Below are 22,977 nucleotides of genomic sequence, written 5' to 3'. Positions count from 1 at the left end.
CGTCCGCACCATGGTTGCCACTCGCCGAGGATTCGCACGGCCCACGACAGATGTCGGCAAGAGACCAGGGGGCGGCGGGCCGCGACGCCGACGATGCCAAGGGAGCCGACGCGGCATGACGCGCGACCGGCGGCCGGCGGCAGGGCCGGTACGGCTGGGGCGTCCTCGTGGAGCCACCCGGACCGCCACGCTGCCTCGATCGTCACCTCGATCCACGCCTCGATCGACCTCTGGAAGGGAACGCGATCATGCTTGACGGTTTTGTGCGCTGGCCCGAGCACCTCGTGACAGAACTGCGCCGGGCCGGAGTCTGGCTCGGCCGGCCGCTCGGTGACCTGCTGCACGAGTCGTGCGAGCGGAACGCCGAGCGGGTCGCTGTGGTGTGCGGCGAACGCCGCATGACCTACGCGGAGTTGGCCCGGCGGGCGGATCGGCTGGCGGGCGGCCTGATCGAACTGGGCATCAGGCCCCTGGACCGGGTGGTGGTGCAACTGCCCAACATCCCCGAGTTCGTCGTTCTGGTCTTCGCCCTGATGCGGGCCGGTGCGATCCCGGTGCTGGCGCTGCCCGGTCACCGCAGGGCCGAGATCGCGCACCTGTGCGCACACTCCGGAGCTGTCGCCTATGTGGTGAAGGACGAGTTCGGCGGGTTCGACTTCCGCACGATCGCCCGGGAGATCCCGTCGGTCCCGCGGGTGCTCGTCAGCGGCGACGCCCAGGAGTTCACCTCGCTGGAGTCACTGGACGCCCAGGACGTCACGCTGCCCCGGGTGGACGCGTCCGACCCCGCGCTGTTTCTGCTCTCCGGAGGCACCACCGGGCTGCCGAAGCTGATTCCGCGGACCCATGACGACTACGAGTACGTCATGCGGGCCAGCGCGCAGGCGATGCAGGTGGGCGCGGAGGTGGTGTACCTCGCCGTCAACCCGGTCGCGCACCAGGCGGCCCTGGCCTGCCCGGGCGTCTTCGGCAGTCTCCTGCTGGGCGGCAAGGCGGTCCTCACGTCGAGTGTGCGGCCCGACGACGTCTTCGCGCTGATGCGCCGCGAGGAGGTCACGGTGACCACGGTCGTGCCCTCGGTGCTGCGGCTGTGGGCCGACGCCGGGCGACCGCCCGGGGAGCTGTCCCGCCTGCTGATACAGGTGGGCAGCGCACCGCTCGACCCGGCCCTGGCGCGCCGTGCGGCGAAGACGCTGGGATGCACGGTGCAGCGGTGGTACGGCATCAGCGAAGGGCTCCTGACCCACACCCGGCTCGACGACCCGGAGGAGGTGGCCGTCAGCACGGACGGCCGGCCCATGTCGCCGGATGACGAGGTGCGCGTCGTCGACGAGTCGGGAAACCCCCTGCCCGACGGGGAGGCGGGCGAGATGCAGGTCCGGGGCCCCTACACGATCCGCGGGTACTATCGCGCCCCCGAGGAGAACGCCCGCTCGTTCACGCCGGACGGCTTCTTCCGCACCGGCGACCTCGTCCGACGCCGCCGGGACGGCAACATCGAGATCGTCGGCCGGATCAAGGACGTCATCAACCGGGCCGGCGAGAAGGTCTCCGCGGAGGAGGTGGAACGGCAACTGCGCACGCACCCCGCGGTCCAGGACGCGGCCGTCATCGGCGTGCCGGACACCGTGCTCGGCGAACGGACCTACGCCTTCGTCGTCCTCGACGAGGCGGACATCCGCCCGTCCGCCATGAAGGAGTTCCTGCGCGGTCGTGGGCTGGCCACGTACAAGATCCCCGACCGGCTGATCCCGATGCCGCGGCTTCCGCGCACACCGATGGGGAAGGTCGACAAGAAGGCGCTGCGCGAGTCGGCACCGGTTGTGGAGTGACCCGTCGCCGCAGCGCTGCTGGGTGACGAGACGATCGCCGCAGGGCTCATCGGCTTGAGCCGGAGCGGTGGGCAAGCGGCGGAGGGGATAAGAGCGCGTAGTGCACGGAAGCTGCCTCCGAACGAGTGGACTCCGGTCCGGCCCGGTCGTGAGGGAGTGCCGGGGGTGGGGCGGGTGGTGATGATCCTCGGGTCCGCGATCCCCCCTCCCCGGAAGAGGCACCTCCATGCGACGTGCTCGACGTACTCCGTCCCGCCGGATGTTCGGCGCGGGGCTGGCCGCCCTGGCGGCCACGCCCATCGCTGCCGGCCGTGCGGCGGGTGTCGCTCGGCACGACGCCGACGACTGTCCGCCGCAGGGCCTCAGGCGTGAGCTGACCGCCAGGCTGGACGGGACCATCGAGGACGCCCGGCGGCAGGCGGGCATCCCCGGTGCCGTCGTCGGCCTGTGGATGCCGGGCCGGGGCGGCTACGTCCGTGCGTTCGGGGTGGCCGACACCGCGTCGGGTGAACCGATGGCGGTGGACTCCTACGTCCGGATCGGCAGCGAGACCAAGACCTTCACCGTCACCGCGCTGCTCGTGCTCGTGGACGACGGCCGGATCGGGCTGGACGACCCGATCTCGCGGTACGTCAAGGGTGTGCCCGACGGGCACCGCATCACGCTCCGGCACCTCGCCGGGATGCGCAGCGGCCTGTTCCCGTACACCGCCGACCCCGACTTCATCCACGAGTTGCTGACCCACCCGCAGCGCTCCTTCACCCCGCGTCAGGTCCTCAGGTACGGCTTCCGGCACGCGAACACCTTCCCGCCGGGGCGGGAGTTCCAGTACTCCAACACCAACCTCGTCCTGCTGGGGCTGGTGATCGAGAAGGTCAGCGGACGGCGGCTCGCCGACTTCATCCACGAGCGCGTGCTGCGCCCCGCCGCACTGCACCACACCCTGTTCCCGGAGGGCAGCGAGTTCCCCGAGCCGCATCCGCACGGCTACACGAACCAGACAGTGAGCGGAGAGGTGGCGGACGCCACCGACTGGAACCCCAGCTGGGCGTGGGCGGCCGGAGCGATGATCTCCAATCTGCACGACCTGCGCCGCTGGGCCCCGATCCTCGCCACGGGCCGGCTGCTGAGCCCCGAGACCCAGGCGCAGCGGCTCAGGACGCTGCCGACGGGTTACCCCGGGACGACGTACGGACTCGGCATCTTCGAGACCAACGGATGGATCGGGCACAACGGCTCGATCCCGGGGTACGAGACCGTGACGGTGTATCTGCCGCCGCGGCGGGCCACCCTGGTCATCATGATCAACACGGATGTCACGGTCGAGGGGCAGGAGCCGTCCACGCTGCTCGCCCGTGCGGTCACGTCCGTCGCCACCCCGGACCACGTGTACGACGGTTCGGTGGTCAACCGCTGACAGCTTCGTGCCCGGCAGTGGGTGAAGCGTCGAAGCCTTCGGCGTGGTCACGTGTCCTGCTGCCGGGTTCTGCGAGGGCGCCGGGTGGGTCGACGACCACGGCCAGGTCGGCCACCGCGCTACGGGGCTGATGCTGCAGCCGCGTTCGCCGGGGCTCACCGGATCGGTCCCGGGTCAGGGGGTTCAGAAGGACAGGTGGTCGGGGGTGATCCGGCGCTCGCGCACCCGCAACTGGCCCCCGCACACGACCAGCACGTCCTCGACGACCGCGCTGGCTCCCACAGACGCCACTGGATGCCAGGGACGTACCCGGGTCACCAACGTGTTGTAGCGGGCATGGAGCACACCACCGGGCAGCTCCTCCACCCACAGCGCGTCCAGCCAGTACCGGCAACGCACCGGTTCACCCCCCGAGCGCCGCTCGTACGCGCCGGCCAGCGCGGCAGCGATCGCAGCACGACCCTGGACCCGCGGCACGATGGGCGCGCACACCAGCACTCCGTCCTCGGTGAACGACGCCGCCACCTCACCCGGACGCGACTCCTGCAGCAACACGGCCTGACGCGCATAGAACTGCTGCACCCGCGCATACGTCAGCACACTCACCCCGCCATCCGCAGCCTCATCCGGCTTCGACGCGAGGGTGGTTGAGGGTGTCGGTGCGGCTGTGGTGAGGTGGAGCCCGGTAGCGGGCAGGGTGGCGGATTCATCGGTAGGGATCGTCATCTCTTCGCTCCTCATGCCTCAGACCAGATCGTCCCGGGTCACGACACGACGGCGCGTGCGCCACTTGCCGCGCACCCGCACCAGCACGTCCCGCATCACGCAGACCCGCACCACCCGGCAACTGCCGTCACGCCCCGTGCCGTACACCAGCGCGTAGCAGCGGGTATGCAACTCGTCCGCGCGGCCCGGCTGGATGTCGAGCATGCCGACGAAGTGCCGCAGCCGGTCACCGCTGCGCTCCTGCACAGCCCGGCTGCGCCGCACGCTCGCAGCCAGCCCCGCCCGGCCCCGCAGCGGGGCGTCCAGGGTCGGAACATCGAAGACGGCGTCCTCGGTGAACGTCGCCGCCCAGCGCTCGGCCTCATGCGCGTCGAACAGCTGCATCTGACGGGCGTAGAACTGCAGCACCTGTCCGTACAACTCGCCGAACGCGGCCTGTGGAGCGGTTTGTTGGGGGCGGATCAGAGTGTCGGTCGTCATGGCGGCATCACTCCGTTTCTTCGACTGCCCACACTGTCCCCTCCACCGATCGAGCACTCTTCGAACCTTCCTCAAGCGATCCGGCAGAGCGTGAAAGGCCCAGTCGGACGCAGAGGATCCCGGCCGTGCCCAAGCCGCCCGCCCGGCCCTCTCGCCGACTGCCCCGCTGTTTCGCCACCTCCCCGCCGTCAGGAGCAGACCATGGTGACCTTCGTCAACAAGCTGACCGTGCACGGCGACATGGACGCCTTCCTCGCCGTGAAGGACCGGCTGACGGCCTACATGTCGGCTCAGCCCGGATACGTCAGCCACCAGACGCTGCGCCAGGCCGGACAGCCGAACGTGTATCTGGAACTGGCCGTCTGGCAGGACGCCACCGCCCACGGCAAGGCCGTACAGAACGAGGAGTTCCAGTCCATCGTGCACCGTCTGCGTCCGCTGGCCACCCCGGAGCCGGGCCTGTACGAGACGGTCGAGGCGAGCGCGTGATGTTCGGCCCCAGCAGGCCCCAAGCCGTCGTCGTGGGTGCCGGCCCCGCCGGTCTGACCGTCGCCCATGAACTGGCCCGCCGTGGTGTCACCGTGTGCCTGGTGGATGCAGCCGAGGCACCGGCCACCACGAGTCACACCGTGGCCGTGCACCCGCGTACGCTCGAGGTGTTCGCGCAGATGGGAGTGGTCGAGGACGTCCTCGCCCGCGGCCGCACCTGCGAGGCCTTCACCGTGCAGGCCGGCACACGCTCCCCGGTGCGGCTGGTGGCCGACTACTCGCCGCTGCCGACGTCCTACCCGTACACGGTGGCGGCCACACAGCACGACATCGAAGCCGTACTACGACTGGCCCTGGCCCGCCTCGGCGTGCCCATCGAATGGGACACCCGTCCGGGCCGCGTCGAGCAGGATCACGATCGGGTACTGCTGCGCCTTCACCACCAAGGACGCACGCAGGTGGTGGAGACCTCCTGGCTCATCCGCTGCGACGACCCGTCCCCCACCGTGCGCGAGTATCCGGGCAACGACCCGACCGGCCCGGACGGCGAGTTCACGCCCGGCACACTGTCCTGGACCGCAACCCGCGGGCACACCGTGACCATGTTGCTCGACCCGTCCGACACCCTCCCGGGCGACGAGCAGGCAGCGCCGGAACGCCTCACACCGACCACACGCCGCGACGCACCTGCGCCGGCGCGCCCAGGCGCAGCCGCGCCCCTGCAACAGGGCCGGCTACTCACCGTCGGAGCCGCCACCCAGCCACACCTCCCGCACAGCGGGCCGGGCGGCATCAACTCCGGCGTACAGGACGCACACAACCTCGCCTGGAAGCTCGCCCAGGTCACCCATGGCCACGCCGCACCCTCCCTGCTGGACACCTACCGGCATGAACGCCAACCCCTCCGGTGCCCCGCTGCCACCCGCCTGACCACTGTGAAGAGCCTCCTCGCCCGCACCACGCTGGCGGCCGCCCTGCACGCCGCACGCCTCGTGCGCCCCCTGCGCTCACTGCTCCGACGGATCCTCCTCAACGACTTGTCGGGACTCGGCATCCGCTATGCGGACTCCCCACTGACCACGCACGACACCCACCACTACATCTGCGCGATCGGCCCCTTCGTGGCGGCCGGTACCCTTCCCGCCCCGCACACCCGCCCACGCCCCGGCGAGCGACTCACCCACGCCCCCGTTCACCACCCGCACTCACCCGCCCACCGCGCCCTGCACCGACAACTACGGGACCCTCGCTGGACCCTGCTCCTCGCCGCAGGCGGCCCCCACACCGATGACACACCCGAGAACGTCGCGCTCAACGCTGCTCTGCAGTACGGCCCCTGGCTTTCCGTCAGGACGCTGACCCCGACCCACACCAACGGCCCCCACCCCCTGCACGACCCGCACCACCATCTCCGTCACGCCCTCGGCCTCGCCCCCGGCAACTGGCTCCTGATCCGCCCCGACGCCTATGTCGCGGCCCGGGGCTCACACCTGACCCGGCACAGCCTCCAACAAGCCCTCACCCCGCTCAAACCCACCACCCCCCTCCTCAGCCAAGCCCCCGACGACCTGCGCGCCCTTCCCCAACCCGACCCGAAGAAGCACTGACCACGCCGACTGTCCCCCGGAGTCGCGCAGGCCGGCGCGGTCAACAACCCGCCGCGACGGCGTGTGACGTCATGGCCGGGAGGGTGGATCGCGAGACGGCCCACGGGCGACGCGGCAGCGGCAACAGCAACAGCAACAGCAACCGTCGCTCGCGTGACTCGCCCTCGTTAGGCTGTGCTTCGAGGACCAGGGAGAAGGCATGGAACCTTGCGCGGAGTGCGGTGCACCGATGAAGCCCCGGTCTTGTGACGAGTTGTTCGACGACTTGCTCGCATTGGACCATTCGCGGCAAGCACCGTGGGGGCCGCTTCACGGAGTCTCGGTCGCTTGCTTCCTGCTCCAACATCCCAGCCGGCTTCCCTCCGACGACGGCACGATGGCTTGGGCTCTCCTGCGCGCGTACCTCGACGGCGGCCTCGACGAAGTGACCCAGCTCGTGAGTCGAGCTGGTCGTGGCAACTCCCATCGTGTGAAGGGCAGGCCTCCCCAAGTCACCTCGGACTCGACGCCGCCGCACGGGGACGCGCCGCAATCTCGCTTCTCCGTCACGATCGAGGACGTCGGCGTCGACGGAACGTTCCCGGCCGCACAGTTCGCGGAACGCGTCGAGGCTTGGGCTGCCGCAACTGTCGCCGCATGGAGCCGTGACACGTGATCGGGGCCAAGGCCGACTGACGTCGAACAGGACGAAGCTGTCTCCGTCCGGTCCGATGGATCCACGCCTAGGTGAAGCAGAACCTTCATCAACTCGCATGCTGAAACGACATCGAGGACGACGGCGCCCCAACCACACTCGTCCAGTCACACCTCCCACTGACCGGACGTGCCGAGTCAGAGCCGGAACAACACACCACGCCAGGTCCAGCCGGCGCCGAGGACGGCCTGGCGCAGGGGGTCCTTCATCTCACGGGTCTCGAAGCGAAACGTCTCGACCCTGCGCTCGCGACCGTCGGACCCGAGCTCCTTCCCCCATACCCGGTACACCGCGTTCGCCGGCCCGCGTGAGCGCTGCCCGCGGACGGACTCGGTCAGCGAGACTTCCCACTGCTCGTCCAGGGCCCGCACTTCGTGCTTCGCCGCGTCCAGGCGCATCCGGGTCCAAAGCCGCACGCGCAGTTGGGGAATCCGACACTCGGCCACCAGGTCGCCCTCCTTAAGCGTCCCATTGCGCACGACGAAGGGGACGCCCGGACCGTTGAGCGCCAACAACGCCCGCCGGACCTCCAGAGACGTACGCGGCTCTGCGCCTTCGTCGGGGCGTCGAGTTCCGAAGTAGTCGTCCAGAAAGCTCATGGGTGCTGATCCTTGGTGACAGTCGGGGCATGCGCTCTCGCGGAGACGGAGGCCGCTACAAGCCGAGAGGCGGCCCATCAGTGCTCGAGGACCACGGTCGCCACCGGCACCGTCAGGAGCAGGCTGAGTCCGACCAGCGGCAGCCGGTCCAGCCACAGGACGGCGGCGAATTCGCGCAGTGTCGCGGCAAGCCAGTAGGCGGGGGAGGTCGGCGCGCCCACGACGTCCACGGGCACCCCGACGCGGCGGGCCAGCAGGGTCGTGCGGTACACGTGGAAGCCGCTGGTGACCACCACAGCGCGGTGTCCTGGGGTGTTGCCGTCCATGAGGGCCGTGCTGAAACGGAGGTTCTGCCCGGTGTTGACGGAGCGGTCTTCCCGCACGATCCGGTCGGCGGGCACCCTGTGTCCGCGCAGATAGGCGGCCATCGCGTCCGCCTCGGAGCGGACCTCGTCGTCGCCCTGGCCGCCCGAGACGACGAACACCACACCAGGCGTTTCCGGTGTGCGGGCGGCGTCGATCGCGAGGGCGCGGTCCAGCCTGCGGGTCAGCAGCGGGCCGGGCCGGTCCCCGTCGAGCCCGGCACCCAGGACGACGACATGGGTGGTTCCCGGCTGGGCGGTGTTACGGCCGTGGACGATCACGTAGCCAGCGAAGACGAGGAAGAGCAGAGTGAGGTATCCCGCTGCCGCGTTCACCGCGACCACGAGGGCACCGAGCACCTCGCCGCCGACGGAGAGGTGGACCGCGTCGAGGCCGGGCACCGCCAGCAGCGCGCAGCCGACTGCCGCGGTGGCCAGCAGGGCCGGCTGCGGTCCGTAGCGCCGGATCAGGAGGACGCCATCGGTCAGAAGCAGCAGACCCAGCGCGAGCGCCACGGAGATGGCGACCACGGCGAGTACGGTGGCAAGGGTCGGGTGGGGCGCCGTACTGCGACCGGCCACGCCCAGTCCGGCCGAAGTCGCCGCGAGGCAGAACAGGACTGCGGTGGAGAATCGGTGCGGTGCCAGCAAGGCATTGACGACGCCGCCGGCGGCAAACACCACCGCGGCAACGTACTCGGGATACTCCGGCATGTGCCGCACCACTCCACTCCCCTGCACGTGTCCCACCGCCCGCGCCGGTACGGACGGCTGCCGACCATCCTCCCAGACCAGTTGTGGTGCGCCGAGGGCGGGCTGGTCCGTAGCACCCTTCAGCAGCCGGCGCCTCTCAGCAACCGGTGCCTCTCAGCAACCGGTGCTTCCGCTAGCTGGGCGCTGCGCCTGCGGGTGTCCCAGGATGCCGCGCGGCAGGTAGCCGGACCGGACGCTCAAGTCCCATCCGTGCACCAAAGTGGCCAGCGTGGCCAAGGCGAGGACACCGACCGGCAGCAGAGTCCGTGGAGCGGGCTCCGGTCCCGCACCTGCCCGGTGCTCGACGAGTCGGGCCACGAGAGCCTTCTCGAAGGTGTCCTGGTCATGGTCGAGGAGGACGCGAAGAAGACGGTGGTCCGCTGTCAGGGGTCCGGCCGCGTCCAGGCGCCGGGCAGCGTCTGCGCGCTCATCGGGCTCCGGCATGCGCAGGGTCGCGGTAGGCCAGTGACGGGGCTGATGGCCGCTCGCTTCGGCCAGGTACAGGCACAGCGCGTCCATGGCGGCAAGATCCGCCGGCTCCGACGTCGATGTCAGCTTCGAGTACGGCACACCGGCGCGGATCGCGGGCGCGAAGTCGTCCCGCAAGAGCAGACCGATCACCCGCTGCCACTCCCCCACCAGGCCGCTGACCACGCACAGGGCGAACGCGTCGAGCCACGTCTGGGCCGTGGGCGCCTGCTCGACGACGCCTCCGAAGTCGATGTCCTCGCTGCTGAGCTGCCTTTCGATGAGCGGGAAGAAGATCTCCTGATCGCCGTTCGGGAAGCAGCCGATGCTCAGCGCCCCGAGGGAGCACTCGGCAGCGGTCCTCAGTGCCACACGTGACGACTCGTCGAGCGCGGGGTCCGCCCCGGCGCACGCGGCAACGTGGTCGAGGAGTTCGTCGCGCATCTCCAGCAACTTCTCCGGGGACGGGTCGTCGTAGCGCATCCAGTGCCACCGGCCCCTGGCCCGCCGGACGATGTCGTCCGCTGCCTGGCCTATGAGCCGCGCGCTGACCTCGTGGCACGTCACGTCCTGCACGGATGTCTTCCCCTCGTGATCTTGTCGATCGGACGCGTCACGCTACCAACGGGCTCGGACAGTGCCCGTGGGCGTAGCCGCGTGAGCCTGGCGCCACCTTGGGACTGACGGGGCCGCCTTGGGACTGACGGGGCGTCACATACGCACGCCCTGCCCACCCGGTTCTCACTACTACGGTAGGACGTATGAGCCAAACTCCCGTCGCCCCCGTCGCCCCCGTCGACCCCGTCGCGCACAACCGCCTCGCCTGGGACCGCGAGGTGGAGGAGGGCAACGAGTGGTCACGCCCGGTCGGCCCCGAGGTGATCGCGAAGGCGCGGGCCGGTCAGTGGTCCATCGTCCTGATCGGGTACGAGCCGGTCGACCCGGCTTGGTTCCCGCCGGAGATCGCCGGTCGCGACGTGCTCTGCCTCGCCTCGGGCGGCGGGCAGCAGGGTCCGGTGCTGGCCGCAGCGGGCGCACGGGTGACCGTCTTCGACAACTCGCCCCGCCAACTGGCGCAGGACGAGGCGGTCGCGGAGCGGGAAGGGCTCGACCTGCGCACCGTGCTCGGCGACGCGCGTGATCTGAGCCCGTTCCCGGACGCCTCGTTCGACCTCGTCGTCCACCCGGTCTCCAACCTGTTCATCCCGGAGCTGGCGCCGGTCTGGCGCGAGTGCCACCGCGTGCTGCGCCCCGGCGGGACGTTGCTGTCCGGCTTCCTCAACCCTGACGTCTACCTCTTCGACGCCGAGTCCTTGGAGGCGCGCGGCGAACTGGTGGTGCGGCACCGTCTGCCCTACAGCGATCTCACCCACCTGGAGCCCGCCGAGCGTGAGCGGCTGTGGGGCCTCGACGCGCCGGTGGAGTACAGCCACACCCTCGCCGAACAGATCGGCGGGCAGATCGCGGCGGGCTTCGCCATCACCGGCTTCACCGAGGCCCCGCACCACTCTGAGGCCACCGCCGGCTGGCTCCCCGGCTACTTCGCCACGAAGGCGGTGAAGGCCGGCGGCAGTCACTGAGCCCCCTTCGCCGGCCGGGCCGAGCAAGACGCCGCTGCGCGGCGCCCGGCGGGGGTTGTTATGACCGCTGTCATGATGGATGCTGCCTCTCGGCGCACGTCACAGCCGAACCCGACGAGCCGGGAGGACAAGGTGAGGGACAACGCCGCACGGGCGATGTGGGAGAGGTACGAGCCGGTCCATCAGCTGGTCTACTTCGCCCCCGAGGTGCGCGAGGCGATGGACGGCCTGGGGATGCGTGGCTACTGGATGGGCTACTTCGCTCTGCGCGCGGCACCTCTCGGTCCCGTTCCCGCCCCCGTCGTCACGAGCTGCTTCTACGTGTTCCACCCCGACCGGGCAGCGAGCGCCCTGCCGGAAGCCTGGAGTCTGGCCGGGCCGCAGCAGGTGATCGAGGCACGCGAACGGGCCGTGGACGCCGCGATGACCAGCCTCTACGGTCCGGACGTCATCGGCTCCGCCCAGCTGGCCGAGGCCGCCGACCTCGCATGGGAGGCCGCCCGCGCCGCGGACACGGCGGGTCGCGTGCTCGGCGCCGCCAACCAGGCCTTGCCACGGCCGGCTCGGCCGCACGTCCGGCTCTGGCAGGCCGCGACCACCTTGCGCGAGCACCGTGGAGACGGCCATGTCACCGTGCTGGTCGGCCGTGGTCTGGGGCCGGTCGAGGCGCTGGTGCTCAAGAGCGCGACGGGCGAGACCGACGGCGAGTTCCAGCGACGCATCCGCCGGTGGGACTCCGAGGCATGGCGGGCGGCCCAGGACGAGCTGCGCCGGCGCGGCTGGATCGACGAGGAGGAGCGCCTCACCGCGGCGGGAGCGGCCGCCCACGCGCAGATGGAGGCGGACACGGACGCCGCGGCGGCTGTGCCGTGGCAGGCCCTGGGTGCCGAGGCCACCGCCCGCCTCGCCCACCTGCTCGAACCGCTCGCACGAGGCGTCCTGGACTCCGGTCTCGTGCCGTCCGCCAACCCGGTCGGCCTGACGGACGGCACGTGGCGCTCCGCTGGATGACCTCGCCCCCCTGACCCTGGTCCTCACCCTGACGCTGACCGTCACCCTGACGCTGGCCCTGGCCGACCCTGGCCCTCACCCTCGTCTGACCCCGCTCGCAGTGCACCGGCCGCAGCGCCCCCTTCCGCGATGCGCGACCGTGCCTGCCCGCGCGGAACACCTCGGGCATAGACCGGCGTCAGCAGTGCCCGGCACCGGAGTAGGCAGCCCTGCACGTCACACAGGCGGGGGCCGTCAGACGGAGGCTCTGGCGACGAACTCCGCCTTGACGTGCACCGTCTTGTGAATGCTCCGGCCGTTCAGGCGCTCCGTGAGCAACCGCGCGGCCGCTCTGCCGACTTCGGCCGCGGGATAGCGGATGGTGGTCAGCCGGGGGCGCACGAGCGAAGCGAACGACGCGTCGTCGTGGCCGATCAGCGCCACGTCCCCGGGGATGTCGATGCCCAGTTCGTGGGCCTTGTCCAATGCGCCGACCGCGATCACGTCATTGCCGCAGAAGACGGCGTTCGGGCGGTACCGGCGGCTCATGAGTTCGCCGAAGCCGGCCGCTCCCGCCTCCCGTGTGTGCTCGCCCCGGACCACCAGCTCGTGCGGCAGGGACATGCCGTACTGCAACGCCAGCGTCCTGAGGTGCTCGAGACGGGGATCGCCGCCCGTGGCGTCCCGCGGGCCCGCGATCATGGCTATCCGGCGGCGCTGGGCCGCGACGACCTTCTCGAGCGCATGGCGCGTGGCCGTACGCGCGTCCGGCGTCACCAGGTCGATCGGGCCGAAGGAGACATCGGCACTGACGACGACGGGCATGCCGGCGTCGACGACGGGCTCGAGGTCCTGCGACGTGAGACGGAAGGGAGTGATCACGACACCTGCGAATCGCTGCTGCACGGCTTCCGCCAGCAACGCCCGCTCCTCGTCCCGGCGTGCCTGTGTGTCGCACACGACGACGTGCAGCCCGAGACCGCGCAGTTCCTCCTGCAGGGTGGCGGCGAGCTGCGCGAAGAAGGGGTTGGCGATGTCGGGCACGATCAGCGCCACGAGGCTGGAGCGCCCGGTACGCAGACTGCGCGCCGTGGCGTTGACGGTGAAGCCGAGCTCGGCGATGGCCGCTTCGACCGCGGCCCTCTTCTCCGGCGCCACCGGCCGCTTGCCGGACAGGACGTAGGAAACGGTGGCGGAGGAGACGCCGGCGGCACGCGCGACGTCGGCCATGGTGACCCGCTCTCGCACAGCTCAGACTCCCTTCCGTGATCACCCTACTGCACACCCCCGCACGTGGAGAGCGCTCTCACACCCGGAAGCGGGCCGGCCCTTCCGGGGTGTGGCTCGCAGGCCGAGGTGTCTACGACTCCCGCACGCGGCGCAGGCGGATCAGCGCGCTGGCACAGTCGCCCGGCGGCAGGTCGGGCAGGGGCAGGCCGAAGCCGGTCAAGGTGGCACCCGACCATTCACGTCCGGTGTCCTCGTCGCGATAGCGGTCACCGTCGTGCAGTCCGCGCAGTCGCAACGGCGCCGGCGCGGGGGCGAAGGCCGTACTGGGACGCCAGATCAGCACGACGGCCCGGTCACCGTCCTCGCTGAGGTACTGCACGGCCGTGAGCGGCCCCTCCCCCGGAGGCAGGAGGCGATACTGCCTCCCGTGCTGGACGACGGGACGGATGTCCTTGTAGTCCCGGACCAGGTTCGCCGCCTCGGCGCGTTCGGAGTCGGTCCAGCGTGTCAGATCGCCTCCGATGCCGAGGACACCTGCCATGGCGCTGTGGAAGCGGAAGCGCAGCGGGACGGTGCGGCCGGTGAGCGGGTTCGGGCTGTCGGTGACCCATGCGGACATGACCGCGGCGGGGTAGAGCTGGCTGAAGCCGTGCTGGATGGTGAGGCGGTCCACGGCGTCGGTGTGGTCGGAGGTCCACACCTGGTCGGTGCGGGCGAGGATGCCCGCGTCGATGCGACCGCCGCCGCCGGCGCAGGCTTCGATGCGCAGGCGCGGGAAGTCGAGACGCAGCTGGTCCAGTACGCGGTACAGGCCGCGAGCGTGGCTCACGTGGACGTGGCGGGCCTGGGGGCCCGCGGTGTGCGCGCCGGCTTCGGTGAAGGGCCGGTTGAAGTCCCACTTCAGGTAGTCGACCGTGTTCTCGGCGACGAGCTCGCCCAGCCGGCCGAGAGCCCACTCGGTCACGTCCGAGCGCGAGAAGTCGAGGACGAGCTGGTGGCGGAGCTCGGTGGGAGTGCGGTCGGGCACGTGCAGGACCCAGTCGGGGTGGCGCCGGTACAGGTCGCTGTCCGCGTTGACCATCTCGGGTTCCACCCACAGGCCGAACTCCATGCCGAGCCGGTGCACCTCGTCGGCCAGGGGGCGCAGCCCGCGCGGGAATCGCAGCGGGTGGGGCGTCCAGTCGCCGAGGCCGGCCCGGTCGTGGTCACGTCCGCGGAACCAGCCGTCGTCGAGGACGAACAGTTCGGCGCCCAGGTCGGCGGCATGGCGGGCCAGGGCGATCTGGTTGTCCTCGCTCACCTCGAAGGAGGTCGCCTCCCAGGAGTTGTAGAGCACGGGCCGCAGCTCCTCGGGGTGCGGCAGGACGTGCCGACGCAGATGACGGTGGAAGGCGCGGCTCGCGCTGCCGAAACCGTCGGCGGTGTACAGCCCGAGACTGACCGGGGTGCGGTGGCTCTCGCCCGGGGCAAGCCGGAGTTCCACTCCCTCGTGCCCCTCCCCCGCCAGCACGCCGGCCCGGCCGGCGGCGGTGCGCTGGGCGGTGAGGCGCCAACTTCCGCTGGCCGCGAGCGCGACGACCCACACCTCCCCCTGCTCCTCGCCTGCGTGCCCGTCGTCCAGCGCCACCCAGGGGTTGGCGTGGTGGCCGGTGTGGCCGCGCCTGCTGCCCAGGACGGTCTCGCCCACCGGCAGTCCGGACCGTTGCAGGCGCCCCTCGGCGGACCAGCCGCCGTGCACCGCGCTGATGCGCCAGTGCGGCCGCTGGGGAACGGGCCAGTGCGCCGAGGAGTAGCGCAGCAGCAGGATGTCCCCGTCGTCGGCGGTGCCCGTGTGGTGCACCTCCGCCCACCGTTCGAGTACGTCCCCGTGCGGGGGGACGCGGTAGTGCAGGTGCCAGGCCAGGGGGCGGGCACGGTCCCGGAAGTGGATCACCAGGTGGTCGTCGGCGGCCGGGACCAGGGCCTCCAGCACCGCCTCGACGGGGCTGGAGCCGTCCGCGAAGCGGACCTCCAGGGCGGGTACGCCGAAGCGGGCACCGCCCTGAACGGGGTAGTCCTCCACCCCGTCCCAGCGGCCGGCGAAGCTGTCGTCGTGCTCCGACCACAGGGGCAGGGCGATAGCGTCGGCGAGAGGCAGCGGAGCGCCCCAGTGGACCTGGCGGACCGTGCCGGTGTCACGGTCCGCCTTCAGCACGTAGGTGCTGTGTGCGGTGTGCAGCAGCACGGTGCCGCTCGCCTCGTCCATCTCCACCGGCGGGGCCGGCACGGGGTGTCTCGTCGTCACGGGGACGCTCCTTGCGGGTTCTGACGGGGTGTGACGGGAGGTCAGGCCGGGGCGGCGGTCAGGTCCTCGCGGATCACGACCACGCCGCCGGGTGGCACCACGGCCCGGCCGTCGCTCGTCTCGGCGCCGGCGAGGCCGGTGCCGTCGACGCGCAGGCGGACCGTGTCCGGCGTGTGGTTGATCAGGAAGAGGTAGGCGTGCTCGTCGCCGGTCCGGCGTACGGCTTCCAGGCCGGGCGGAGCCTCGACGGTGGGATGGGCCCCGGCCTCCTCGCACACGGCGCGGACCACCGTGCGCAGGGCGGGTATCGGCAGGCGGGCGGCCGTGTACCAGGCAGTGCCCCGGCCGAAGGTGTGCCGGGTGACGGCGGGGCCGCCGCGTGCCGGGCCGCCGTCGGCGGTGTCCGCGAACCGGAGCACCGCACGGCAGCCGCGGGGCTGGACCCGTTCGGTCCATTGCCGGACGGCCGTTCCGTCCTCGAGCAGGGCGGTGTCCCCGGTGCGCAGGGGCAGGTACTCGTCGACGACGAGACCGAGGACGTCGCGCAGCGCACCGGGATGGGCTCCCGGGCGCATCCGGTCGTGTTCGTCGACGACGCCGCTGAAGCAGCCGACGGCGAGGTGCCCTCCCTGGTCGACGTAGCGGGCGAGGTTGTCGGCGTCGTGGTCGGTGAGCAGGTAGAGGCCGGGCGCGAACACCGCGCGGTAGTCGCTGAGGTCGGCTCCGGGCTGGACGATGTCGCAGGTGACGTTCAGCGTCCACAGCGCCTCGTACCAGTCACGCACCGCGTCCAGGTAGCGCATCCGGTCGGAGGGGCGGGCCTGCAGTTCCAGCGCCCACCAGGAGTGCCAGTCGAAGAGGAGCGCCACCTCGCCGCGCACCCGGCTGCCGGTCACCTCGCTCAGCGCGGACAGTTCGGCGCCCAGCGCCTTGACCTCCCGGTGGATGCGGCTGTCGGCGCCCGCGTGCGGGAGCATCGCGGAGTGCCACTTCTCGGCACCGGCGCGGGACTGGCGCCACTGGAAGAACATCAGACCGTCCGCGCCGCGGGCCAGGTGCGTCAGACTGTTGCGGCGCAGCTCGCCGGGTTGTTTGGCCACGTTGAGGCCCTGCCAGTTGACGGCGGACGTCGAGTGCTCCATGAGCAGCCAGGGCCGGCCGTCCGCCATGCCGCGGGCGAGGTCGGCGTTGAGCGCCAGGTCGATGTGGCCGTCGGGGTCGGCGGCGGGCAGGTAGTGATCGACGGAGACGAGGTCGCATTCGGCGGCGAAGGCGAAGCCGTCGATCTTCTTCTCCAGGGTGCCCATCAGGTTGGTGGTGATGGGCGTGCCCGGTGCCGTCCGGCGCAGGATGGCGGTCTCGGCCATGTGCCGGGTCAGCAGCGCGTCGGAGGAGAAGCGGCGGTAGTCGAGTTCCTGCCCCGGGTTGCGGAAGGCCGTGGTGTCCCGGGGCGGGTCGATCTCGTCCCAGTCGCCGTAGCGCTGGCTCCAGAAGTCGGTGCCCCAGGCGTCGTTGAGCGCCTCGACCGTCTTGTACCGCTCCTTCAGCCAGGCACGGAAGGCGTGTGCGCTGGTCTCGCAGTGGCACAGCGCGTTGTGGTTGCCCCACTCGTTGTGGACGTGCCACATGACCACGGCGGGGTGGTCGCGGTAGCGGGTCGCCAGTTCGGTGGTGAGGGCGTCGGCTGCCTGCGCGTAGGCGGGGCTGCTGGGGCAGAAGACCTGCCGGCTGCCGTGCGCGAGGCGGTTGCCGGAGGCGGTGACCGGGCGGGAGTCGGGGTGCTGCCGGGTGAACCAGGGGGGCGGGGCGGCGGTGGCGGTGGCGAGGTCCACCGCGATGCCGCCGGTGTGCAGCAGGTCGAGCACCTCGTCGAGGAGGCCGAAGTCGTAGACGCCTGGGCGCGGTTGGAGGCGGGACCAGGAGAAGACGCCGACGGTGACGAGGTTGACGCCCGCCTCGCGCATGAGGCGCACGTCGTCCTGCCACACGTCCCGCGGCCACTGCTCCGGGTTGTAGTCGCCGCCGTAGGCGATCCCTCCCAGGGCGCGGGTCACGTCGGTGAGGGGGTGGTTCACGATTTCACGGCTCCAGCGGCGAGTCCGGCGCGCCAGTAGCGCTGCAGGAGAAGGAAGGTGAGCACGATGGGGACGACGGAGACCAGGGCTCCCACGATGGTCAGGGTCTGCAGCTCGGGCAGCCGGCTGGTCTGCGACTGCCAGGTGAACAGGCCGAGCGTCACCGGGTAGAGACGCTCGTCCTGCAGCATGATCAGGGGCAGCAGGAAGTTGTTCCAGATGACGACGAACTGGAACAGGAAGATCGTCACCAGGGCGGGAGCCATCAGGCGCAGCGCGATGGTCCGGAAGATGCGGAACTCGCTCGCTCCGTCCACGCGGGCGGCCTCCATCACCTCGTCCGGGACGCTGGCCGCGGCGAAGATGCGGGAGAGGTAGACGCCGAACGGGCTGACGATGCTCGGCAGGAACACCGACCAGAAGGTGTTGGTGGCGTCGAGTTCGGCGAACATCAGGAAGAGCGGCAGCGCGAGTGCGGTGGCGGGGACGAGGACGCCGCCGAGGACGACGGAGAAGACCGCCTCCCGTCCGCGGAAGGCGTACTTGGCCAGCGCGTAGCCGGCTGCCGCGGCCAGCAGGGTGGCGACGGCCGCTCCCGCTCCGGCGTACAGCAGGCTGTTGAGCAGCCAGCGGGCGTAGACGCCGTCCTGCTGGGCGAAGAGCGAGGACAGGTTGTCACCGAAGTGCCAGTCGGCGGGGAGGAAGCCGGGTGTGGTGACGAGGTCGCTCTGGCTCTTGGTCGACGAGACCAGCAGCCAGTAGACCGGCAGCAGCATGTAGCAGGCGACGGCGGCCAGGAACGTCACGGCGACGACCGTGGACATGCCGGCGCGGGGCCGTCGTGTCGCGCCGGCCCGGACGGCGTGGGCGCCTTCGGTGCGGGTGAGCAGGCTCATCCCTGCCTCCTGGAGGTGAAGCGCAGGAACGCGAAGGACAGGACGAAGGTCACCAGTGCGAGGACGACCGACAGGGCGGCTGCCTCGCTGTAGCTGTCGCCGGAGGCGAGCGAGTAGGCGGCGATGTTGGGTGTGTAGGTGCTGGTGACGCTGGTGGAGATGGACCGGAAGACCTGCGGCTCGGTGAAGAGCTGGAAGGTGCCGATGATGGAGAAGACACCGGTGAGGATCAGAGCCGGGCGGATGATGGGGACCTTGATGCGCCAGGCGATGGTCCAGCCGCTCGCCCCGTCCATGCGGGCCGCCTCACCGATGTCGGAGGGCACGGCCTGCAGGGCGGCGTAGATGATCAGCATGTTGTAGCCGGTGTAGGTCCAGGTGACGACATTGGCGATGGACCACAGGATGGCGTCCGGACCGAGCAGGTCGGCGTGCACGCCGGCCGACCTCAGCAGGTCCACGACGGGCGACAGCCGCGGGTCGTACAGGAACGCCCACATCAGGGCGGCGACGACACCGGGGATGCCGTACGGCACGAAGTACACGAGCCGGAAGAACCTCTTGGCGCGTGCGACGGCGGAGTCCAGCAGCAGGGCGAGGACCAGAGCCAGGAGCAGCATCACGGGTATCTGCACGAGGGCGAAGCCGAGGACCCGCAGCAGGCTCTCGGTGAAGTAGTCCTCTTTCAGGACCCGTCCGTACTGCTCGAAGCCGGCGAAGACCGTCCGGGTCCTGCCGAAGGTCCCGCCGGTGCGTTCGGTCCTGTGCAGGCTCTGCCAGAAGGCGTAGCCGACGGGGACGAGGGTGAACAGCACGAACGGGATGAGGAAGGGGGTGAGGAAGGCCAGGGGCGCGAGGGTCCGGCGCGGTCGGCGACGTGCCGGGGCTTGTGCGGTGGTGGATGTCACGGGCAGCCTTAACGGTGCTGACCCCGCCGCCGGCCGGCGGCAGGGAGGGCAGGGAGGGACCGATCACTCAGTCACGTCGAGCGACTGCTTGCGCAGGGAGTCGGCGCTCTGGGCACCGGTGTCCTTGAGCACGTCACCGAAGGTCGTCTTGCCCGCGACGGTGTTGGCCGTGCCGTCGCTGAGGAAGCGGTAGGTGTCCGTCATCGTCGGGCCCCAGGTGAAGTCGGTGTCGACCTCGGCGGAGGCCTGCGCGAAGACGTCGAAGATCTTCTGCTTGCCGTAGAAGTCCACCGGCTGCTTGAGCACGGGCAGGTCGAGTCCTGCCTTGGCCGCGGGGTACAGGCCGCCCTCGCGGTTGAGGATCTCCAGCGCCTCGGCGTCGGTGTTCAGCCACAGGGCGAACTTCGCGGCCTCTGCGGGGTGCTTGCTGCCGGCCATGACCGTGGTCGTGGAGCCGCCCCAGTTGCCCGCCTGCTGCTCGCCCTCCCGCCACTGCGGCATGGGGGCGACCGCCCACTTGCCCGCCGTGGACTTGGCGTTGTCGCGGATGGTGCTGTAGCCCCAGGCGGCGCTGACCCAGGTGACCACCTCTCCGCTGTTCCAGGCCTTGTACAGCGCGGGGGAAAAGCCCTGCAGGTCGGTCGCGACGAGCTTGTCGTCGATCAGCTTCTGCCAGTAGTCGGCCACCTGGCGGCTCTCGGGCCGGTCGACGGTGACCTTCCAGGCGTCCCCGTCGCGTTCGAACATGGTGGCCTTGTTCTGCCACAGCAGCCCGGTGAACCAGTTGGGGTCGGTCTGGGAGAAGTGAGTGATGTACTTGCCCTCCTTCTTCAGGGTGCGCGCCTGCCGTGCGTACTCGTCCCACGTGGTGGGCGCCTTGAGGCCGAGCTTGTCGTAGACGTCCTTGCGGTAGAACAGCGCCATGGGACCGGTGTCCTGCGGAACGGCCCACACCCCGTCCTTGCCGTCGGCGCCGAACTCCACCTGCGACCATGTCCAGTCGACGAACTTGTCGCCCGCCTCCTCGACTCCGGGGCAGGAGGAGATGTCGGTGAGTCCCTCCTTGAGGCGGAAGCTGGCCAGGGAGTCGTACTCGACCTGGCCCAGATCGGGGGCCTTGTCGGCCTTCAGAGCGTTGGAGAGGTTCTGGTAGGTGCCTGCGTTGCCCGACGGGGTCGTCTTGAGCTTGACCTGTATGTCGGGGTTCTCGGTGTTCCACAGGTCCACGGCCTTCTGCATGCCGGGCACCCAGGACCAGTAGTCGAGCGTGACCTTGCCCGAGGACGGTGTGCAGGCGGCTCCGGCTCCGCCGTCGGCGTTCGCGCCACCGTCGTCGCCCGCGCCGCAGGCGGTCAGAGCCGTGAGAGCCAGGACCGTTCCTCCGATCACACAGCGTCTGGCCAGGGATTTGCGATCACGCACTGCCATGGGTAGCTCCTTGTCCCGAGTCCGCTCCGGCGAAGCGGTGGGCACACGAGATAACAAGAACCCCCACAAGTCAACAGGTTCGAAGAGATTCGCTGTGCCCTCAGCGCTATCGTTACCGCACCGACATGTTGCAGAGAGCGACATAAGCGCCTCTGAACAGGGCTTTTAGCGACCTGCTGCAGCCCCGCCCGTCGATCACATCTCTTGCGGAATCGATTACGGATGACCCCGTATTCGTGGACGCTCGGGATCGCTGTCGGCCGGCTGGAGCTACGTTTTCCGGGGTTTGCGTGACCGACCCCAGCTGCCGTGTGGCCGGTCGCGCTCGGGAACCCGCCTCGCGGCGTCGAACTGAGTCCTGCTGGTCACTGCCCGCGGTACGGGAACGAGTGTCGTCGCCGTCGACTGCCACGGGACGGCCGAGGCCCAGCCGACGAGAGGCATGGTCTCGTCGTGGTGCGGGGCTAACTGCGCGACGTCGATCGAGGGCATCCGGTGGCGCCTTCCATGACGTCGAGGAGGACATGGCCTGCGTCCAGGTAGGCCACCAGGTCCTTCTCATCCGGCTCGCCGGCAGGCTGGACGGCATCACGGATCGATCCGTTCGGCCGGCCGGAGCAGTCGTCCAACTCGTCGTAGAAACCCGGCAGTCCGAGCACGGCGCCCCCTACGACGAGCCTCTCCATCCCCTCGACGGCAACGCGCCTGCCTACTGCCTTCTGGTGAGCTTCGGCTCTCCGGCGGGGAACTCTCCTGTGCCTCCCAGGAAGAGCAGAAGGCCGTCCGGCGTCTCGGCCACCACATCCGTGCACCCGTCGCCGTCGACATCCAGCAGCGGCACCGTGGCGCTGATCGATGTCCCACCGTAGGTCGTCGCGTCGAAGGCGGTGGCTCGGGACGGGTCGGGACCGGAGCCGTCGATCGCGCCGGGCAGCAGGGTGAAGCGGCCCGCCTTGTCCTCGCCCGGCGTGTTGATCACCAGGTCCGGATGGCCGTCGTCGTTCACGTCCCCGGTGCCGGAGACCGCGCCGAACATGTCCTTGCCCTGCGAATCGCCGGGGATGCCCGGGGTCTCTTGGCTCAACACCGTGTTGCGGCGCCCGGTGCCGAGGCCACCCGGCGCCCCGTGGACGAGGGTGAGCCGTCCCGGGTCGAGCCCTGCGGCCGGCGACGCAACGCCGCCCCCTCCGACGAGGAGGTCGGTGACGCCGTCGCCGTTCACGTCGCCGGCCAGGGGTGTCAGGACTCCGTCCTCGATGCCGTTGTCCAGGCCCTGGGGCGGGTCGGCCGGGACAGGCCCGTCAGGGCTGCCGCGGAAGTAGGCGGCTGCGGGGATCGGGTCCGAACCGGGCTCCTCGTCTTCCGCGTAGGGCGGGCTGCCGGTGAACAGCAGGTCGTCGAAGCCGTCGGCGTCGAAGTCACCGGAGGTGGCCCCGCCTCCAGCTGCCTCCCAGTCCTGCTCCACGAGCCGGGCCGGGGCGCCGTCTCGTTCGATCGGGCCGTACGCGATCCGCCCCGGAATGCGCTCCGGGTCCTTCTCCTGCGCACCTTTGCCCCGGTCGATCAGGTCGAGGGCCCCGTCACCGTCGACATCGGCGACGGCCACAGCGAGGAACTGGCGCGGGGCGGCCACCGCCACCGGCGTGCCGAGGCCGTTCATCCCACCGAAGATGACCACCGCCTGGTAGGAGGCGCCCGGCTCGGCCTTCCGGCCCGGTCGGGTGGGTGCGCGCGTGGCGACCAGGTCCGTGAATCCGTCGCCGTCGAGGTCGCCGCGGAGCAGCGGGGCGCTGTACACGTCGTCGTACCGCGTGGCCCTAGCTGCGTCCAGTCCGCTCTTCGAGCCCGGGATGACGACTAGCTGCCCCCCTGACTCACCGGACCGGGCGCGGTTCGCTGCGACGGCGGCGAAGTCGTCGTAACCGTCCTTGTCGAAGTCGCCGGTGCCCGACTCGCTGCGACCGTCGCGATCCCGAGGGGCCGGTCGGCTCTCCCCCGAACCACCGGCGTTTCCGTCCCGGCTCCCGCTGCTGCCGGTGCAACCCGTGAGCAGGAGGACTGCGCAGCCCAGCAGGGCGAACAGGAACCGAGGGGCACCCACATAGGCTCCTGACGCGCAGTGTTGCTCGAGTCGACGGCACAAACCTAGTGATCAGCAT

The 22,977-nt window shown here is 70.6% G+C and carries 20 protein-coding genes; 7 read left to right on the top strand and 13 right to left on the bottom strand.

Going from position 1 to position 22,977, the window contains the following annotated elements; translation table 11 throughout:
* Positions 1-248 precede the first annotated feature (248 nt).
* On the top strand, positions 249-1,832 hold the full coding sequence (locus tag ACZ4M5_RS30060) for a (2,3-dihydroxybenzoyl)adenylate synthase (RefSeq protein ID WP_467741427.1): 1,584 nt from the start codon (positions 249-251) through the stop codon (positions 1,830-1,832).
* Between the two features lie 226 nt (positions 1,833-2,058).
* Positions 2,059-3,249: a serine hydrolase domain-containing protein gene (locus ACZ4M5_RS30055; protein ID WP_467741425.1), complete on the top strand. Its 1,191-nt coding sequence runs from the start codon at positions 2,059-2,061 to the stop codon at positions 3,247-3,249.
* A 183-nt stretch (positions 3,250-3,432) separates the two neighbouring features.
* Here the strand turns inward: ACZ4M5_RS30055 and ACZ4M5_RS30050 are convergent, their stop codons facing one another.
* A complete protein-coding gene (locus ACZ4M5_RS30050; RefSeq protein WP_467741423.1) occupies positions 3,433-3,975 on the bottom strand; it encodes a nuclear transport factor 2 family protein in 543 nt (180 codons plus the stop codon).
* A gap of 18 nt (positions 3,976-3,993) precedes the next feature.
* The gene (locus ACZ4M5_RS30045; RefSeq protein ID WP_467741421.1) at positions 3,994-4,455 is read right to left on the bottom strand and encodes a nuclear transport factor 2 family protein; all 462 of its coding nucleotides are present in this window, start codon (positions 4,453-4,455) and stop codon (positions 3,994-3,996) included.
* A gap of 201 nt (positions 4,456-4,656) precedes the next feature.
* On the opposite strand from ACZ4M5_RS30045, the gene ACZ4M5_RS30040 reads away from it, so the two are divergent.
* From ACZ4M5_RS30040 to ACZ4M5_RS30030, 3 genes are all read left to right on the top strand, one after another.
* Positions 4,657-4,944, top strand: a complete 288-nt coding sequence (locus ACZ4M5_RS30040) for an antibiotic biosynthesis monooxygenase family protein (protein ID WP_467741419.1) — start codon at positions 4,657-4,659, stop codon at positions 4,942-4,944.
* Positions 4,944-6,551 (top strand): FAD-dependent oxidoreductase, encoded by a 1,608-nt coding sequence (locus tag ACZ4M5_RS30035; RefSeq protein WP_467741417.1) that lies wholly within the window; start codon positions 4,944-4,946, stop codon positions 6,549-6,551. Before ACZ4M5_RS30040 ends, ACZ4M5_RS30035 begins: the two co-directional genes overlap by 1 nt.
* A gap of 199 nt (positions 6,552-6,750) precedes the next feature.
* Entirely contained in the window at positions 6,751-7,206 is a 456-nt protein-coding gene (locus tag ACZ4M5_RS30030) for a DUF5946 family protein (protein WP_467741415.1), read from the top strand.
* A gap of 176 nt (positions 7,207-7,382) precedes the next feature.
* Here ACZ4M5_RS30030 and ACZ4M5_RS30025 read toward each other — a convergent pair whose 3' ends face one another.
* The 3 genes from ACZ4M5_RS30025 to ACZ4M5_RS30015 form a co-directional block, all read right to left on the bottom strand.
* Positions 7,383-7,844, bottom strand: coding sequence for a hypothetical protein (locus ACZ4M5_RS30025; protein WP_467741413.1), 462 nt, complete (start codon positions 7,842-7,844; stop codon positions 7,383-7,385).
* A gap of 77 nt (positions 7,845-7,921) precedes the next feature.
* Entirely contained in the window at positions 7,922-8,920 is a 999-nt protein-coding gene (locus tag ACZ4M5_RS30020) for a YdcF family protein (protein WP_467741411.1), read from the bottom strand.
* Between the two features lie 153 nt (positions 8,921-9,073).
* Positions 9,074-10,003 (bottom strand): immunity 49 family protein, encoded by a 930-nt coding sequence (locus tag ACZ4M5_RS30015; RefSeq protein ID WP_467741409.1) that lies wholly within the window; start codon positions 10,001-10,003, stop codon positions 9,074-9,076.
* Positions 10,004-10,188: 185 nt separating this feature from the next.
* Between ACZ4M5_RS30015 and ACZ4M5_RS30010 the strand changes: the two genes are divergently transcribed.
* Positions 10,189-11,007 carry a class I SAM-dependent methyltransferase gene (locus ACZ4M5_RS30010; protein ID WP_467741407.1) on the top strand — a complete coding sequence of 273 codons (819 nt, stop codon included), beginning with the start codon at positions 10,189-10,191 and terminating at the stop codon, positions 11,005-11,007.
* A 132-nt stretch (positions 11,008-11,139) separates the two neighbouring features.
* Positions 11,140-12,018 carry an SCO6745 family protein gene (locus tag ACZ4M5_RS30005; RefSeq protein ID WP_467741405.1) on the top strand — a complete coding sequence of 293 codons (879 nt, stop codon included), beginning with the start codon at positions 11,140-11,142 and terminating at the stop codon, positions 12,016-12,018.
* 234 nt (positions 12,019-12,252) lie between these two features.
* On the opposite strand, the gene ACZ4M5_RS30000 is transcribed toward ACZ4M5_RS30005, so the two are convergent.
* The 8 genes from ACZ4M5_RS30000 to ACZ4M5_RS29965 form a co-directional block, all read right to left on the bottom strand.
* Positions 12,253-13,245, bottom strand: a complete 993-nt coding sequence (locus ACZ4M5_RS30000; protein ID WP_467741403.1) for a LacI family DNA-binding transcriptional regulator — start codon at positions 13,243-13,245, stop codon at positions 12,253-12,255.
* 112 nt (positions 13,246-13,357) lie between these two features.
* Positions 13,358-15,511: an alpha-galactosidase gene (locus ACZ4M5_RS29995; protein WP_467741401.1), complete on the bottom strand. Its 2,154-nt coding sequence runs from the start codon at positions 15,509-15,511 to the stop codon at positions 13,358-13,360.
* A 41-nt stretch (positions 15,512-15,552) separates the two neighbouring features.
* The gene (locus tag ACZ4M5_RS29990) at positions 15,553-17,586 is read right to left on the bottom strand and encodes a beta-galactosidase (protein ID WP_467741399.1); all 2,034 of its coding nucleotides are present in this window, start codon (positions 17,584-17,586) and stop codon (positions 15,553-15,555) included.
* Positions 17,583-18,482 (bottom strand): carbohydrate ABC transporter permease, encoded by a 900-nt coding sequence (locus ACZ4M5_RS29985; protein ID WP_467741397.1) that lies wholly within the window; start codon positions 18,480-18,482, stop codon positions 17,583-17,585. The genes ACZ4M5_RS29990 and ACZ4M5_RS29985 overlap by 4 nt, the downstream gene beginning before the upstream one ends.
* Entirely contained in the window at positions 18,479-19,390 is a 912-nt protein-coding gene (locus ACZ4M5_RS29980; protein ID WP_467741395.1) for a carbohydrate ABC transporter permease, read from the bottom strand. Before ACZ4M5_RS29980 ends, ACZ4M5_RS29985 begins: the two co-directional genes overlap by 4 nt.
* A gap of 63 nt (positions 19,391-19,453) precedes the next feature.
* On the bottom strand, positions 19,454-20,818 hold the full coding sequence (locus ACZ4M5_RS29975) for an ABC transporter substrate-binding protein (RefSeq protein WP_467741392.1): 1,365 nt from the start codon (positions 20,816-20,818) through the stop codon (positions 19,454-19,456).
* Between the two features lie 464 nt (positions 20,819-21,282).
* On the bottom strand, positions 21,283-21,504 hold the full coding sequence (locus ACZ4M5_RS29970) for a hypothetical protein (protein ID WP_467741390.1): 222 nt from the start codon (positions 21,502-21,504) through the stop codon (positions 21,283-21,285).
* A gap of 23 nt (positions 21,505-21,527) precedes the next feature.
* Positions 21,528-22,919: an FG-GAP repeat domain-containing protein gene (locus ACZ4M5_RS29965; protein ID WP_467741388.1), complete on the bottom strand. Its 1,392-nt coding sequence runs from the start codon at positions 22,917-22,919 to the stop codon at positions 21,528-21,530.
* Positions 22,920-22,977: the final 58 nt, after the last annotated feature.

Source organism: Streptomyces sp. NPDC026246 (assembly GCF_055567995.1).
Note: the sequence above shows the minus strand (reverse complement) of the source record. Positions and strands in the feature narration are given on the sequence as shown.